The following is a 15,594-nucleotide window of genomic DNA, read 5'->3' as shown; positions in this document are numbered from 1 at the left end:
CGGGCCATTGATAAGGGTGCGTTGAGGCTCAACCGCCCTGGAGAGGCGGGGCAACGTCCCCCGCCAATACCGCTAACGTTTTGCTTCGTAAGCCAACACTGCCGCCAGCTCCGTTTTCTCCTGTCTGAAGTGCAGCTCACACAGCGAGTCGCGCACCATCCAGGTGAAGATCAATAGCGTCGTACAGATCAGAAACAAACCTAACAGCAGAGTACGTTTTGGCATTCCAGCCTCCTTATTGCTTTTCGGCAACGAAGAGACTAACCTCGCAATGTTGGTTGTGAAGTTGGTCTCCTCATCAGTTTTAATGATGGGGGACTCTCCACTGTTTGCCTCTTGCGAAAGCCTGAGGCAAACAGCCTCAAGCACCCGCCACGCACTCTATTCCCCTTCTTCATACCTGTCAGAAAGTCGTTTCATTTCGTGAAGCCGCCTTCCAGAATCACACATCCTTGACCCGGCAGGTCAGCCCAAGCGTCACCACCGAAATGGCAGCAATCATCCAGTAAACCGAAGCATGGCCATAGCTTTGCGCCAGCGCCCCCTGAATCACCCCAGCCAAAATGACGCCCGTCGAAATGCTGTTGGTAAAAAGCGTGGTCGCCGAGCCAGCGCGGCCAGGCATTAAGTCCTGGAACCAGAGCATGCCGATTCCGGCGACAATGCCAATAAACACGGCGTTGAACAGCTGCAGCGCCAGTAACGCTTCGCGCGAATGGAAAAGGATCAGCCCCGCGTAAAACAGCACCCCAGCTGCCACCGCGACGATCATCATCCGACGCTTTCCGAAGCGCTTCACGTAGTAACCCGCCAGAATCATTGCCGGAATCTCCAGCCCGGCCGCGGTCCCCATTAAGATCCCGGCGAGCTTGTCCGGCAAGCCCAGATCGCTGCTGATCCACAGCGGCATGTCGATAATGTACATGGTGTTGCAGGTCCACATCAGCGTGGAGGCAATAAACAGCATGCGGACGTTTTTGTCCTGCCAGCCGCTCACCTGAGTAATCGGTTTATCAGTAGTTTGCTCGACCCGAGCCACGGACGGTAGCGCAAAAGCAATCAGCGCCAGGCTAATGACAAAAATCCCTGCCGCAATGGAAAACATGGCGGTAAAGCCATAGTTCAGCGCCAGCATGAAGGCCAGCGGCGGACCAATGACCCACGCCAGCGACAGCTGGGCACGCATCACCGAGCTGAACATCACCACTTCCCGCGCCGAGTTATCCGCATATTCACGGGCCAGGGCAAAAAGCTGCGGCATGGCGGTGTTCGCCAGCGACGCCAGCAGCACGCCACAGGTAATGAGCGTCAGGTAATCACGATTGAAAGCAAAAAGCAGAGCGTTACCCACGGCCATAGCGCAGCAAAAAAGGATCAACTTTCGACGATCGCCCTGGCTGTCCGATCGTTTCGCCAGCGCGAGGCTAACCAGGATCCCGGCAATCGCGTTGACGGTATAAAACAGACCTACCCAAAACGGCTGCGCTCCCACCTCGCGGCTGAGGAACAGGCTCAGGGTCGGTGCCTGCAGCGCCCCCGCCACGCCCATCATAAAGGCCACCAGCATAAAAGCGGCATAGACGCCGTTCAGGCGTCGCCCCATCGTCATCAACCAGAGCATGCGCAAGTCCTTGTGAAAGCGAATCGAAACCGGGTGAAAGAATAAACGAAAAAAGCCAGCAAAAACATTTTGCTGGCGGGTGATAAGCACCAATACTCAGTCACACATGATCGAGGCGAGTTAGCGAGAAGAGGTCGGTTTCGTAACGTCCCACTGCATCAGGTCTTCCAGAATTTTCAGCCGTTGCTCTGCACACTGACGGGCCAGCCAGGACGTTCCTTTTGTCGCTGAAAAATAGTGCTGATAAAACTGACGTGCGGTAGACCTCTTCATAATTTACCTCCTCACTTCATCGGTAAGGATTATTGGCTTAATATAGGGATTAATAAATTGCTGATTTTTTATCAGGAGTTCCCCTTTTATGCCTTCCGGTCGACTGCAACAACAATTTATCCGCCTCTGGCAGTGCTGTGAGGGGCAATCGCAGGAGACCACGCTGAACGAGCTGGCCGACCTGCTTAGCTGTTCCCGCCGTCATATGCGCACGCTACTCAATACCATGCAGCAGCAGGGCTGGTTAAGCTGGGAAGCGGAGGCGGGGCGCGGCAAACGCTCGCGCCTGACCTTCCTCTACACCGGGCTGGCGTTGCAGCAGCAGCGTGCTGAAGACCTGCTGGAGCAGGACCGAATTGACCAGCTGGTACAGCTGGTGGGCGACAAAGCCGCCGTGCGCCAGATGCTGGTTTCGCATCTCGGACGCAGTTTCCGCCAGGGCCGTCACATCCTGCGGGTCCTCTACTATCGGCCAATGAAAAATCTTTTGCCCGGCACGGCCTTACGCCGCTCAGAAACCCATATGGCCCGGCAAATCTTCAGCGGCCTGACGCGCATAAATGAGGAAAATGGGGAACTGGAAGCGGATATCGCGCACCACTGGCAGCAACTTTCCCCGTTTCACTGGCGCTTCTTCTTACGCCCCGGCATCCATTTTCACCATGGGCGAGAGCTGGAAATGCGCGACGTCATCGCCTCTCTGGAACGTGTCCGTAAACTACCGCTGTATTCGCATATTTCACGTGTTCACTCCCCAACGGCATGGACGCTCGATATTGAGCTGTCGCAGCAGGACAAGTGGCTTCCCTGGCTGCTGGGCTATGTGCCGTCGATGATTTTGCCCGGTGAGTGGGAATCAATGAACAATTTTGCCAGCCAGCCGATTGGCACCGGCCCCTACTCCGTGTCCCGCAATAACAACAATCAGCTGAAAATCCGCGCGTTCGATGACTACTTTGGCTATCGGGCGCTTATCGATGAAGTGAACGTGTGGGTATTACCGGATCTCAATGAAGAGCTGAGCGCCGGCCTGACGCTGGAAGGCCCTACCACGGGAGAAAAAGCCGTGGAGAGCCGCCTGGAGGAGGGATGCTACTACCTGCTGTTTGACGGCCGCACCCATCGCGGGGCAAACCAGGCCGTCCGCAAGTGGATCAGCCACATTTTGTCTCCCTCCAACCTGATTTACCATGCGGAAGAGCAGTACCAGACATACTGGTTCCCGGCGTACGGCCTGCTTCCGCGCTGGCACCACGCCCGCCCGGCGCACTGCGACAAACCCGCAGGGCTGGAATCCATCACCCTGACCTACTACCGCGAACATGTTGAGCATCGTTTTATCGCCAGGATCATGACCAGACTGCTGGCAGCGGAGGGGGTCAGGCTGGACATCCGGGAAGTGGACTATGACGAATGGCACCAGGGGGAGCTTACCAGCGATATCTGGCTGAACAGCGCCAACTTCACCCTGCCGCTCGATTTTTCATTATTCTCACACCTGTATGAAGTTCCGCTGATCCAGCACTGCATCCAGCGTGACTGGCAGCAGGATGCAGCCCTGTGGCGTGCGGGCGAAATGAATCTTGCCGTGTGGTGCCAGCAGCTGCTGGCTGAACAGGCGATCGTCCCCTTGATCCACCACTGGTTGATGATCCAGGGACAGCGCAGTATGCGCGGTCTGCGGATGAACACTCTGGGATGGTTTGATTTCAAATCGGCCTGGTTTGCGCCGCCGGAACCATAACGCTTTCGTAATATTCACCAAATCATTACAATACCGCCGTTCTCAACGGGGTGCTGCATCACAGATGTGCGCTGAGATAATACCCGTCGAACCTGATCCGGATAACGCCGGCGAAGGGATTTGAGGCTGTCGCTCAAAATCCTTTGCCACTCAACTTTGAGGTGCAAAGTGTTAAAAAAAGCTCTTCCCCTGTTGGCGCTGTTTGCGCTGCCTGCTTTTGCTAAGCCCGTTCTGACGGTCTACACCTACGACTCCTTTTCTGCCGACTGGGGCCCTGGCCCGGTAGTCAAAAAAGCCTTTGAAGCTGACTGTAACTGCGAACTGAAGTTCGTGGCGCTGGAAGATGGCGTCTCGCTGCTCAACCGTCTGCGCATGGAAGGTAAAAACAGTAAAGCCGATGTGGTGCTCGGGCTGGATAACAACCTGCTGGACGCCGCCTCGCAAACCAAACTGTTTGCCAAAAGCGGCGTAGCGGCAGATACCGTCAACGTGCCTGGCGGTTGGAAAAACGATACCTTTGTGCCGTTCGACTACGGCTACTTTGCCTTTGTGTACGACAAAAACAAGCTGAAAAACCCGCCGAAGAGCCTGAAAGAGCTGGTGGAAAGTGACCAGAAATGGCGCGTAATTTATGAAGACCCTCGCACCAGTACGCCGGGTCTGGGCCTGCTGCTGTGGATGCAGAAAGTCTACGGGGACAAAGCGCCGCAAGCGTGGCAGAAGCTGGCCGCCAAAACCGTGACGGTGACCAAGGGCTGGAGCGAAGCCTATGGTCTGTTCCTGAAAGGCGAAAGCGACCTGGTGTTGAGCTACACCACCTCCCCGGCCTATCACATTATCGCCGAGAAGAAAGATAACTACGCTGCTGCTGATTTTGCTGAAGGGCATTATCTGCAGGTTGAGGTGGCCGCGCGCACCGTCGCCAGCAAGCAGCCGGAACTCGCTGAAAAGTTCCTGAAATTTATGGTTTCACCCGCGTTCCAGAACGCCATCCCGGCAGGTAACTGGATGTATCCCGTCACGAACGTTGCGCTGCCAGCAGGTTTCGAGCAGCTGACCAAACCAAAAACCTCGCTGGAATTTACGCCGCAGCAGGTCGCCGCGCAGCGTGCGGCATGGGTAAGTGAATGGCAACGCGCCGTCAGCCGTTAATTCCCGGCTGGTTACTACCCGGGCTGCTCGCCGCCGTAGTCATGGTGGCGGTCAGCCTGGGGGCCTTTCTTGCATTGTGGTTTAACGCGCCAGAGAGTGACCTGCCCGCGCTCTGGCACGACAGCTATCTCTGGCACGTCATTCGTTTCTCTTTCTGGCAGGCGTTTCTTTCTGCCCTGCTGTCGGTGATCCCGGCCATTTTCCTGGCGCGGGCGCTCTACCGCAGGCGCTTCCCCGGCAGGCAGGCGCTGCTGCGCCTGTGCGCCATGACGCTGATCCTGCCCGTACTGGTGGCAGTATTTGGCATTCTGAGCGTGTATGGTCGCCAGGGCTGGCTGGCGTCACTCTTTGCGGCTCTCGGCCTGGAGTGGACCTTCTCCCCTTACGGGCTGAAGGGCATTCTGCTGGCGCACGTGTTTTTCAATATGCCGATGGCGACACGCCTCTTTTTGCAGGCGCTGGAGAACATTCCCGGCGAACAGCGTCAGATTGCCGCCCAGCTAGGCATGCGCGGCATGTCATTCTTCCGCTTTGTCGAATGGCCGTGGCTGCGCCGCCAGCTTCCCCCTGTAGCGGCATTAATCTTCATGCTCTGCTTTGCCAGCTTTGCCACCGTGCTTTCACTCGGCGGCGGACCGCAGGCCACAACCATTGAGCTGGCGATTTATCAGGCGCTGAGTTACGACTACGATCCCGGTCGTGCCGCACTGCTGGCGATGGCACAGATGGGATGCTGCCTTGCGCTGGTGCTGCTGAGCCAGCGGCTGAGTAAAGCCATTCCCCCCGGCAGTCATCAGGTGACTGGCTGGCGTGACCCGCAGGACAGCCTGCATAGCCGCATCACCGATTTTCTTCTGATCGCGCTGGCACTCCTGCTGCTGCTGCCGCCGCTGATAGCCGTTATCGTTGACGGTCTTAACCTCAATCTCATGTCCGTCCTGCAGCAGCCCATCCTCTGGCGGGCCACCGGGACCTCGCTTCGTATCGCCCTGGCGGCAGGTCTGCTGTGCGTCATGCTGACCATGATGCTGCTGTGGAGCAGCCGCGAACTCTATGCCCGTCAGGCCCAAAAAGCCGGACACGCGCTGGAACTGACAGGCATGCTGATTCTGGCAATGCCGGGGATCGTGCTGGCGACGGGCTTCTTCTTACTGTTCAACAGTACCATCGGCCTGCCGGAAAACGCCGACGGTATTGTGATTTTTACCAACGCCCTGATGGCCATTCCTTACGCGCTCAAGGTGCTGGAAAATCCGATGCGCGACGTCAACAGCCGCTACAGTTTGCTCTGTCAGTCGCTGGGGATGCAGGGATGGCGGCGATTGAAAATAGTCGAACTGCGTGCCCTGAAACGCCCGCTGGCACAGGCGTTAGCCTTCGCCTGCGTGCTTTCAATTGGTGATTTTGGCGTGGTAGCACTCTTCGGCAATGACGATTTCCGCACGCTGCCCTACTGGCTGTATCAGCAGATTGGCTCTTACCGCAGTCAGGACGGTGCTGTCACCGCGCTGCTGCTGCTGCTGCTGTGCTTTGCGTTATTTACCGTTATCGAAAAAATTCCGGGGCGTGATGTTAAAACTGATTGATGTAACCTGGCTCTACCAGCACCTGCCCATGCGCTTCACTCTTTCGGTACGTCAGGGTGAGATGATTGCGGTGCTCGGCCCAAGCGGTGCAGGAAAGAGTACCTTGCTTAATCTGATCGCCGGTTTTCTGCAGCCGGCAAGCGGATCGATAGAGATTGAAAACCGCGACCATACCCATACTCCACCGGCAAAGCGCCCGGTGTCGATGCTGTTCCAGGAAAATAACCTGTTTACCCATCTGACGGTACGGCAAAACATCGGGCTGGGTATGGATCCGGGGCTAAAGCTCAACGACGCGCAGCGTCAAAAGCTGGAAAGGATTGCCGACCAGATGGGCATTACCGCTTTTCTTGACCGCTTGCCCGGCGAGCTTTCCGGCGGCCAGCGGCAGCGGGTGGCGCTGGCACGCTGTCTGGTACGCGAGCAGCAGGTGCTGCTTCTGGATGAACCCTTCTCCGCACTCGATCCCGCGCTGAGGCAGGAGATGCTTGCCCTGGTGCAGGACGTCTGCCAGCGCCAGCAGCTGACCATGCTGATGGTGTCACATAGCATTGAAGATGCTGTACGCATTGCGCCGCGATCGGTGGTGATCGCGGAGGGACGTATTTTATGGGATGGCGAAACTGAAGCGCTGATGAGCGGAAAAGCAAGCGCGTCGCACCTGCTGGGAATTCATTAGCGGCTCACCACCTTCAACAGGATCTCACCGTACACCGGCATCAGCGGATGGCGAATCAATGCCACCAGCGCCACCACCGCAACGCCCAGCGTCAACGGTGCCAGCCACAACAGGCGAGCGCGGGGGAGATAGCGACTCAGGCGATCGATATTCGCTTTCGCGCTGCGCCACAGCCGCCAGCACAGCCATGCCGCCAGCCACAGCAGCAGCGCCGTGCCCAGCAGCAGCCACTTAAACTCACCGCTTTGCATACCGTCAGGAATATCGATGGCTGCACCCGCGAGGATCCCCGGCAGGAAGTAGAACGGCGGCCAGAAGACGCAGCCGATGATATTCGGTACCACAAACTTGGCGACGGGAAGATCCAGCATCCCGGCGACCATAGGAACCAGCGGACGCGTAGGCCCGACAAAGCGACCAACGAGGATGGTAAACATACTGTGCTGGTGTAGCGCATGCTCGGTTTTATCCAGCAAGGCTTTGTTCTTTTTCATAAACGACCAACGGTGCAGCGGCTTCTTAAAGCGCCAGCCCAGCCAGAAGGAGATCCAGTCGCCCAGCAGGCAGCCGATAATCCCGGCCAGCCAAGCCTGCCAGAAATTAACCTCACCGCTGCCAATCAGCGCGCCAAGCCCTGCCATCATCACGGTACCGGGCAGGATTAACCCCACAAGTGCCAGCGATTCCAGAAACGCCACCAGCGCCACGGCGATGAGCGAATACATAACGGACTGGGTAATAAAGTGTTCCAGCAATGCCTGCATAACTATTCCGGTCAGAAAACGAATCAGCGATTCTGCTTAGCGCCCCGCACCGCGTCAAGGCAACAATTGTCTGAATAGTTTACAGGCTGCTTTCCGCATTCACCTGTTTGTTTATCTTTTTTTACCGTTTATTCACATCCCGCGCGGAATTCACTCGGGCTGGCTCCGGTGCATTTTTTAAATACGCGAGAAAAATAGAGCTGATCTTCAAAGCCTACGTTACGTCCCACGGTGGCAATCGGCATCCGGGTGGTGCTGAGCAGAAGCTTCGCCTGGCTGATGCGCTGATCCTCACGCCAGCTCAACACGCTAACGCCAAGCTGCTGACGAAACAGATGCGACAGCCGCGACGGCGACAGACAAACATGCTGAGCAACGCTGGCAATATCAAACTGGCTATCGGCGAGGTGGTCGCTGATGTACTGACAGGCGTCGCGCACGCGGTTATCCAGCGGCGGGTTAAGCGATTCGTTGATGGCTTCCATCCGACGCAGCAGCACCTGCTCGAGCAGGTTAATGGCCAGCAGTTCGGCATAACGCCCTCCTGCCTGCCCCGCCTCAATAATCTGGGCAAAAAGCTCGCGAAACTGCGCCAGATGAACCTCATCCGGACGATAAAAACCGGTATGCGCAAAAATAGCCGGCCACGAAAGCCACTCCTGCCAGTAGGCGCGTGGACGGAAGTAGACCCACTGGTGATACCACTCTTTGGCATCAGGGTGGCGGCCGTAATGGTGGATCTCCCCCGGCGGGAACAGCAGGATATCGCCGGGGCGGCAGACGAACTGCTGGTCACCGTTCTTGATGATCCCTTCCCCTCGCACGGTCAGGTTAAGAATATATCCTTTCATCCCGAGCGGTCGGTCGACGTAAAAATCGAGATATCCCTCAGCCTCGATAGGGGTCAGCCCCGCCACAAGGTGTGCGTTAAACGAGTATCCCGGCAGCAGGGGATCGTTTTGCGTTTCGGCCATAGATTCAGTTCTCCCAAGGGTCCTGAAGGAAACCAATTGTCCATATCATTAAAAGCAGGTTAAAAATGGCCCGCGAAAAGATCCAAAAATCATCACGCCGCTTTTACGTCCGCCATGTTTCAGCCTTTCCCCCTGATTTCTCCGCCAGAGCAGGCAGATAAGCAGTAACAAAAGTGTCTATAAGTGCGGCAGAAATGTCCACATTGAATATTTGCACAGCGTCACACTTTCCGTTGTGACAGCAATTTAGTCCATAAGATTAGCGGATCCTGCCTGACGATTTTCGCCCCCAGTCTCTAATGTTCTTCCATACCTGTTTTTCCGATGGAGCAACACCATGGCAATTGCGATTGGCCTCGATTTTGGCAGCGATTCGGTTCGCGCGCTGGCAGTGGACTGTACGTCCGGCCAGGAGATAGCAACCAGCGTTGAGTGGTACCCGCGCTGGCAAGAGGGGCGCTACTGCGATGCGCCAAACAACCAGTTCCGTCACCACCCGCGTGACTACATTGAATCGATGGAAGCGGCAATCAAAACCGTGCTCGCTGAACTGACTGACGTCCAGCGGGCGGAAATTGTCGGCATTGGCGTCGACAGCACCGGCTCCACGCCTGCCCCCGTGGATGCCGAAGGCCGCGTGCTGGCGCTGCGCCCTGAGTTTGCCGACAACCCGAACGCCATGTTCGTGCTGTGGAAAGACCATACCGCGGTGGAAGAGGCCGAAGCCATCACCCGCCTGTGCCATCAGCCGGGCAAAACAGACTACTCCCGCTACATCGGCGGGATTTACTCCAGCGAATGGTTCTGGGCCAAGATCCTGCACGTTACCCGCGAGGATGCATCGGTTGCCCAGGCGGCGGTCTCCTGGATTGAACTGTGCGACTGGGTTCCCGCTCTGCTCTCCGGCACTACGCGGCCGCAGGATATCCGCCGCGGCCGCTGCAGCGCCGGGCATAAATCACTCTGGCATGAAAGCTGGGGAGGTCTGCCACCGGCAGCCTTCTTCGACGAACTCGACCCAATCATCAACAAAAATCTGAAATATCCGCTGTTTACCGACACCTTCACCGCCGATATTCCCGTCGGCACGCTCTGTGAAGAGTGGGCGAAGCGCCTCGGCCTGCCGCAGAACGTGGCGATCTCCGGCGGCGCGTTTGACTGCCATATGGGGGCCGTGGGCGCCGGTGCACAGCCTAATACGCTGGTGAAAGTGATCGGCACCTCCACCTGCGACATCCTGACGGCAGATAAAGCCAGCGTCGGCGACCGCGCGGTGAAGGGCATCTGCGGCCAGGTTGACGGCAGCGTAGTGCCAGATTTTATCGGCCTCGAAGCTGGCCAGTCCGCCTTTGGCGATATCTACGCCTGGTTTGGGCGCGTGCTGGGCTGGCCGCTGGATCGGCTGGCGGCGGCACATCCAGAACTGAAAACGCAGATTGCTGAGAGTAAAAAACAGCTCCTGCCCCAGCTCACCGATGCCTGGGCAAAAAATCCGTCCCTCGATCATCTCCCGGTGGTGCTGGACTGGTTCAACGGCCGTCGTACACCCGGTGCTAACCAGCGCCTGAAAGGCGTCATTACCGATCTCAACCTCGCAACCGACGCACCCGCGCTGTTTGGTGGCCTGATTGCCGCCACCGCCTTCGGTGCCCGCGCGATTATGGAGTGCTTCACCGAACAGGGCATCGACGTGAATAACGTGATGGCGCTGGGCGGTATCGCCCGTAAAAACCCGGTGATCATGCAGGCCTGCTGCGACGTGCTGAACCGTCCGCTGCAAATTGTCGCTTCCGATCAGTGCTGCGCGCTGGGCGCGGCGATTTTCGCTGCGGTTGCCGCAGGCGTCCATGCGGATATCCCGACCGCGCAGCAGCATATGGCAAGCGCCGTTGAAAACACGCTCCAGCCGCGAGCCCAGCAGGCACAACGCTTTGAACAGCTTTATCAGCGCTACCAGCAATGGGCAAAAAGCGCCGAACTTCACTATCTCCCTGTCGCCGCCCCGTCAAAACACACCGCGGACACGACGGCAACCCTGACCCATTAAGGACACGACGATGACCATTTTTAATCATTATGAAGTATGGTTTGTGATTGGCAGCCAGCACCTGTACGGACCGGAAGCGCTGCAACAGGTGACGAAACACGCGGAGCACGTCGTTAACGCCCTGAACGCAGAAGCCAAACTGCCGTGCAAACTGGTGCTGAAACCGCTGGGCACGACGCCGGATGAGATCACCCATATCTGCCGCGACGCGAACTACGACGATAAATGCGCAGGTCTGGTGGTGTGGCTGCACACCTTCTCACCGGCCAAAATGTGGATCAACGGCCTGTCTATCCTCAACAAGCCGCTGCTGCAGTTCCATACCCAGTTCAACGCCTCCCTGCCGTGGGACAGCATCGACATGGACTTCATGAACCTGAACCAGACCGCGCACGGCGGCCGCGAGTTCGGCTTCATCGGCGCGCGCATGCGTCAGCAGCACGCGGTGGTAACCGGCCACTGGCAGGACGGCCAGGCACAGAAGCGTATCGGCTCCTGGATGCGTCAGGCGGTCTCTAAACAGGATACCCGCCACCTGAAAGTGGTGCGCTTTGGCGACAACATGCGTGAAGTGGCCGTGACCGACGGCGACAAAGTGGCCGCGCAGATCAAGTTTGGCTTCTCCGTGAATACCTGGGCCGTGGGCGACCTGGTACAGGTAGTCAATGAAATCAGCGACGGCGACGTAAGCGCGCTGGTGGATGAGTACGAAAGCAGCTACCGCCTTACACCTGCGGCACAAATCAACGGCGATAAGCGCCAGAACGTGCTGGATGCGGCGCGCATCGAGCTGGGCATGAAGCGCTTCCTGGAACAGGGCGGTTTCCACGCCTTTACCACGACGTTTGAAGATCTCCACGGTCTGAAACAGCTGCCAGGTCTGGCAGTACAACGTCTGATGCAGCAGGGCTACGGCTTTGCCGGTGAAGGCGACTGGAAAACTGCCGCTCTGCTTCGCATCATGAAGGTGATGTCGACCGGTCTGCAGGGCGGCACCTCCTTTATGGAGGACTACACCTACCACTTCGAAAACGGCAACGACCTGGTGCTCGGCTCACACATGCTGGAAGTTTGCCCGTCTATTGCTGTTGAAGAGAAACCGATCCTGGACGTGCAGTACCTCGGAATTGGCGGAAAAGCCGATCCGGCTCGTCTGATCTTCAACACCCGCACCGGCCCGGCCATCAACGCCAGCCTGATCGATCTGGGCGATCGTTTCCGCCTGCTGGTGAACTGCGTCGATGCCGTTGAAACACCACACTCTCTGCCAAAACTGCCGGTCGCCAACGCCCTGTGGAAAGCACAGCCTGACCTGCCTACCGCGTCAGAAGCCTGGATCGTCGCAGGTGGCGCGCACCACACCGTGTTTAGCCATGCGCTGGATCTGAACGATATGCGTCAGTTCGCCGAGCTGCACGACATCGAACTGACCGTGATTGATAACGATACCCGCCTGCCAGCCTTCAAAGATTCGCTGCGCTGGAATGAAGTCTATTACGGTTCAAAACGCTAAAGCACGGAATGCCCGGCGGTGCTGCGCCGCCGGGCAGGGAGACAACAATGTTAGAAGATCTCAAACGTCAGGTACTTGAAGCCAATCTGGCGCTTCCAAAGCATAACCTGGTGACGCTGACCTGGGGCAACGTGAGCGCCGTCGACCGCGAAATGGGCGTGTTCGTGATCAAGCCTTCCGGCGTGGATTACACGGTGATGGCCGCAGAAGATATGGTGGTTGTCAGCATCGAGACCGGCGAAGTGGTCGAAGGTAAGAAAAAACCCTCCTCCGATACGCCAACCCACCGCCTGTTGTACCAGTCATTCCCGACCATCGGCGGCATTGTGCATACCCATTCGCGCCATGCCACCATCTGGGCGCAGGCGGGCCAGTCCATCCCGGCGACCGGCACCACCCACGCGGACTACTTTTACGGCACCATTCCCTGCACCCGCCTCATGACCGATGCGGAGATTAACGGCGAGTATGAGTGGGAAACGGGCAACGTGATTGTCGAAACCTTTGAGAAACAGGGGATCGACGCGGCGCAAATGCCCGGCGTGCTGGTGCACTCCCACGGTCCCTTTGCCTGGGGCAAAAACGCGGAAGATGCGGTGCATAACGCCATCGTGCTGGAAGAAGTCGCCTACATGGGGATCTTCTGTCGCCAACTGGCGCCACAGCTCCCGGACATGCAGCAAACCCTGCTGGACAAGCATTACCTGCGCAAGCACGGTGCAAAAGCCTATTACGGGCAGTAAACTGTATATATACCCAGCATAAAATATTCAACCAGGCTATAATCAGGCCTGGTTTTGTTTGATGGGATAACGGTGTGGCGCAGGCGCAAGAAGGCTTTTTACTGACCCGACACTGGCGGGATACACCTCAGGGCACCGAGGTTGAATTCTGGCTGGCAACGGACCACGGCCCGCTACAGGTGACGCTTCCGCCGCAGGAATCCGTGGCTTTTATTCCAGAACCTCACGTCGAAAAAGTGAAACAGCTGCTGCGCGGTGAAAATGGCTGGCGCATCACTCCCCTTGAACTGAAAGACTTCCACCGCCAGCCGGTTTATGGCCTCTACTGTCGCGCCCATCGCCAGCTGATGCGCTATGAAAAACTGCTCCGCGAATCAGGCGTGACGCTGTACGAAGCGGATATTCGCCCACCCGAACGCTTTCTGATGGAGCGGTTTATTACCGCTCCCGTCTGGGTCGATGGCTCCCCGCAAAACGGCAAAATTATCAACGCGCGCCTGAAGCCAAATCCGCACTATCGTCCGCCGCTAAAATGGGTGTCGCTGGATATCGAAACCACCCGCCACGGTGAGCTGTACTGTATTGGGCTGGAAGGGTGCGGCGATCGGGTTGTCTATATGCTTGGGCCGCCGAAAGGTGATGCGTCCGCGCTGGATTTCCGACTTGAGTATGTCAACAGCCGACCACAGCTGCTGGAGAAGCTGAACCAGTGGTTTGCCGACTACGATCCCGATGTCCTTATCGGCTGGAACGTGGTGCAATTCGACCTGCGCGTGCTGCAAAAACACGCCGAGCGGTATCGCATCCCGCTGATGCTCGGGCGCGGTAACAGCGAGCTGGAATGGCGAGAACACGGTTTTAAGAACGGCGTCTTCTTCGCGCAGGCCAACGGCCGCCTGATTATCGACGGCATCGAGGCGCTGAAATCCGCCTTCTGGAGCTTCTCTTCCTTCTCCCTCGAAGCGGTCGCGCAGGAGCTGCTTGGTGAGGGTAAATCCATCGACAACCCCTGGGACAGAATGGATGAGATTGACCGGCGCTTTAACGAAGACAAACCGGCGCTCGCCACCTATAACCTGAAAGATTGCGAACTGGTTACGCAGATTTTCCACAAAACCGAGATCATGCCGTTCCTGCTGGAGCGCGCAACCGTAAACGGCCTTGCGGCTGACAGGCACGGCGGCTCCGTAGCGGCCTTTAGCCATCTTTATTTCCCCCGGATGCACCGGGCAGGGTATGTCGCCCCCAACCTCGGGGACGTGCCGCCGCAGGCCAGCCCCGGCGGCTACGTCATGGATTCCCGGCCAGGATTGTATGACTCCGTTCTGGTCCTGGATTACAAAAGCCTCTACCCGTCGATTATCCGCACCTTCCTGATCGATCCCGTCGGGCTGATTGAGGGCATGGCGCAGCCGGATGATGAACACAGCACGGAAGGCTTCCTCGGCGCACGCTTCTCACGGGAAAAACACTGCCTGCCGGAGATTGTGGGAAACATCTGGCACGGCCGCGACGAGGCCAAGCGCCACGGCAACAAGCCGCTTTCACAGGCGCTGAAAATCATTATGAATGCCTTTTACGGCGTGCTGGGCACCAGCGCCTGCCGCTTCTTTGACCCACGGCTGGCCTCCTCGATCACCATGCGCGGGCACGAGATTATGCGCCAGACCAAAGCGCTGATTGAATCCCAGGGCTATGACGTCATCTACGGCGACACGGACTCCACGTTTGTGTGGCTTAAGGGGGCACATTCAGACGAGGACGCCGCGCAAATCGGCAACGCGCTGGTCGCCTTTGTGAACGGCTGGTGGCAGGAACATTTGCAAAAAGAGCGGTTAACCAGCGCGCTGGAGCTGGAATTTGAAACCCACTTCAGCCGTTTTTTAATGCCTACCATTCGCGGTACCGATCAGGGCAGCAAGAAGCGCTACGCCGGGCTGATTCAGGAGGGCAACGCGCAGCGGATGGTCTTTAAAGGGCTGGAGACGGTGCGCACCGACTGGACGCCGCTGGCGCAGCAGTTCCAGCAAACGCTCTATCTGCGGGTGTTTCGCAATGAGCCGTATCAGGACTACGTGCGCGAGACGATAGCCAGCCTGATGGCGGGTGAACTTGACGCGCAGCTGGTGTATCGCAAACGCCTGCGCCGCCCGCTCGCAGAGTACCAGCGCAACGTGCCTCCACACGTACGCGCCGCGCGCCTGGCGGATGAAGAAAACGTCCGCCGCGGCCGCGCGCCGCAGTATCAAAACCGGGGAACCATCAAATACGTCTGGACCATTAGCGGCCCGGAACCCGTGGATTATCAACATTCTCCTCTGGATTACGAACACTATCTGACGCGTCAGCTTCAGCCGGTGGCAGACGGAATTTTGCCCTTCATCGACGACGACTTTGCTACACTAGTGACAGGGCAACTTGGCCTATTTTGACGCGTGACGAAATGGCTGCCATCCAGTACCATAGCGCCCTTTCCATTCCCGGACCCATTTTTCGAT

Annotated in this window: 13 protein-coding genes and 1 riboswitch; of the genes, 8 read left to right on the top strand and 5 right to left on the bottom strand. The window is 57.7% G+C overall.

What is annotated here, in order from left to right; translation table 11 throughout:
- Positions 1 to 72: 72 nt before the first annotated feature.
- The 3 genes from E3U32_RS16520 to sgrT all read right to left on the bottom strand — a co-directional run bounded on the left by E3U32_RS16520 (position 73) and on the right by sgrT (position 1,894).
- A complete protein-coding gene (locus E3U32_RS16520) occupies positions 73 to 225 on the bottom strand; it encodes a Hok/Gef family protein (protein ID WP_010427008.1) in 153 nt (50 codons plus the stop codon).
- 217 nt (positions 226 to 442) lie between these two features.
- Positions 443 to 1,621, bottom strand: a complete 1,179-nt coding sequence (locus E3U32_RS16515) for a sugar efflux transporter (protein WP_134349639.1) — start codon at positions 1,619 to 1,621, stop codon at positions 443 to 445.
- Between the two features lie 120 nt (positions 1,622 to 1,741).
- Positions 1,742 to 1,894, bottom strand: coding sequence for a glucose uptake inhibitor SgrT (sgrT, locus tag E3U32_RS16510; RefSeq protein WP_032672519.1), 153 nt, complete (start codon positions 1,892 to 1,894; stop codon positions 1,742 to 1,744).
- A gap of 88 nt (positions 1,895 to 1,982) precedes the next feature.
- On the opposite strand from sgrT, the gene sgrR reads away from it, so the two are divergent.
- The 4 genes from sgrR to thiQ all read left to right on the top strand — a co-directional run bounded on the left by sgrR (position 1,983) and on the right by thiQ (position 7,055).
- Entirely contained in the window at positions 1,983 to 3,638 is a 1,656-nt protein-coding gene (gene sgrR, locus E3U32_RS16505) for an HTH-type transcriptional regulator SgrR (protein WP_134349638.1), read from the top strand.
- Between the two features lie 36 nt (positions 3,639 to 3,674).
- A riboswitch (TPP riboswitch) is annotated at positions 3,675 to 3,775 on the top strand.
- A gap of 31 nt (positions 3,776 to 3,806) precedes the next feature.
- Positions 3,807 to 4,790, top strand: a complete 984-nt coding sequence (gene thiB, locus E3U32_RS16500; protein ID WP_134349637.1) for a thiamine ABC transporter substrate binding subunit — start codon at positions 3,807 to 3,809, stop codon at positions 4,788 to 4,790.
- Positions 4,766 to 6,376, top strand: coding sequence for a thiamine/thiamine pyrophosphate ABC transporter permease ThiP (gene thiP, locus E3U32_RS16495; RefSeq protein WP_134349636.1), 1,611 nt, complete (start codon positions 4,766 to 4,768; stop codon positions 6,374 to 6,376). The genes thiB and thiP overlap by 25 nt, the downstream gene beginning before the upstream one ends.
- Positions 6,360 to 7,055: a thiamine ABC transporter ATP-binding protein ThiQ gene (thiQ, locus tag E3U32_RS16490; RefSeq protein WP_134349635.1), complete on the top strand. Its 696-nt coding sequence runs from the start codon at positions 6,360 to 6,362 to the stop codon at positions 7,053 to 7,055. Before thiP ends, thiQ begins: the two co-directional genes overlap by 17 nt.
- On the opposite strand, the gene E3U32_RS16485 is transcribed toward thiQ, so the two are convergent.
- Positions 7,052 to 7,819: a DedA family protein gene (locus E3U32_RS16485; protein ID WP_134349634.1), complete on the bottom strand. Its 768-nt coding sequence runs from the start codon at positions 7,817 to 7,819 to the stop codon at positions 7,052 to 7,054. The two genes, thiQ and E3U32_RS16485, sit on opposite strands and share 4 nt — an antisense overlap.
- A gap of 128 nt (positions 7,820 to 7,947) precedes the next feature.
- Positions 7,948 to 8,793, bottom strand: coding sequence for an arabinose operon transcriptional regulator AraC (araC, locus tag E3U32_RS16480; RefSeq protein WP_116342460.1), 846 nt, complete (start codon positions 8,791 to 8,793; stop codon positions 7,948 to 7,950).
- 337 nt (positions 8,794 to 9,130) lie between these two features.
- On the opposite strand from araC, the gene araB reads away from it, so the two are divergent.
- The 4 genes from araB (at position 9,131) to polB (ending at position 15,528) form a co-directional block, all read left to right on the top strand.
- Positions 9,131 to 10,840 (top strand): ribulokinase, encoded by a 1,710-nt coding sequence (araB, locus tag E3U32_RS16475; protein ID WP_134349633.1) that lies wholly within the window; start codon positions 9,131 to 9,133, stop codon positions 10,838 to 10,840.
- A gap of 10 nt (positions 10,841 to 10,850) precedes the next feature.
- Positions 10,851 to 12,353 (top strand): L-arabinose isomerase, encoded by a 1,503-nt coding sequence (gene araA / locus E3U32_RS16470; RefSeq protein ID WP_134349632.1) that lies wholly within the window; start codon positions 10,851 to 10,853, stop codon positions 12,351 to 12,353.
- Positions 12,354 to 12,400: 47 nt separating this feature from the next.
- Entirely contained in the window at positions 12,401 to 13,096 is a 696-nt protein-coding gene (gene araD, locus E3U32_RS16465) for an L-ribulose-5-phosphate 4-epimerase (RefSeq protein WP_134349631.1), read from the top strand.
- A gap of 74 nt (positions 13,097 to 13,170) precedes the next feature.
- The gene (gene polB, locus E3U32_RS16460; RefSeq protein WP_134349630.1) at positions 13,171 to 15,528 is read left to right on the top strand and encodes a DNA polymerase II; all 2,358 of its coding nucleotides are present in this window, start codon (positions 13,171 to 13,173) and stop codon (positions 15,526 to 15,528) included.
- Positions 15,529 to 15,594 lie beyond the last annotated feature (66 nt).

The sequence above is a fragment of the Lelliottia nimipressuralis genome, from assembly GCF_004402045.1.
GTDB lineage: Bacteria > Pseudomonadota > Gammaproteobacteria > Enterobacterales > Enterobacteriaceae > Enterobacter > Enterobacter chinensis.
This window is presented reverse-complemented; position numbering and strand designations above follow the sequence as displayed.

Bases quoted from the DNA above. Each gene is read 5' to 3' on its own strand.
- thiP (WP_134349636.1), top strand. From the start codon at position 4,766: ATGGCAACGCGCCGTCAGCCGTTAATTCCCGGCTGGTTACTACCCGGG.
- E3U32_RS16515 (WP_134349639.1), bottom strand. From the start codon at position 1,621: ATGCTCTGGTTGATGACGATGGGGCGACGCCTGAACGGCGTCTATGCC.
- sgrR (WP_134349638.1), top strand. From the start codon at position 1,983: ATGCCTTCCGGTCGACTGCAACAACAATTTATCCGCCTCTGGCAGTGC.
- E3U32_RS16520 (WP_010427008.1), bottom strand. From the start codon at position 225: ATGCCAAAACGTACTCTGCTGTTAGGTTTGTTTCTGATCTGTACGACG.
- araA (WP_134349632.1), top strand. From the start codon at position 10,851: ATGACCATTTTTAATCATTATGAAGTATGGTTTGTGATTGGCAGCCAG.
- thiQ (WP_134349635.1), top strand. From the start codon at position 6,360: ATGTTAAAACTGATTGATGTAACCTGGCTCTACCAGCACCTGCCCATG.
- araC (WP_116342460.1), bottom strand. From the start codon at position 8,793: ATGGCCGAAACGCAAAACGATCCCCTGCTGCCGGGATACTCGTTTAAC.
- araD (WP_134349631.1), top strand. From the start codon at position 12,401: ATGTTAGAAGATCTCAAACGTCAGGTACTTGAAGCCAATCTGGCGCTT.
- E3U32_RS16485 (WP_134349634.1), bottom strand. From the start codon at position 7,819: ATGCAGGCATTGCTGGAACACTTTATTACCCAGTCCGTTATGTATTCG.
- araB (WP_134349633.1), top strand. From the start codon at position 9,131: ATGGCAATTGCGATTGGCCTCGATTTTGGCAGCGATTCGGTTCGCGCG.
- sgrT (WP_032672519.1), bottom strand. From the start codon at position 1,894: ATGAAGAGGTCTACCGCACGTCAGTTTTATCAGCACTATTTTTCAGCG.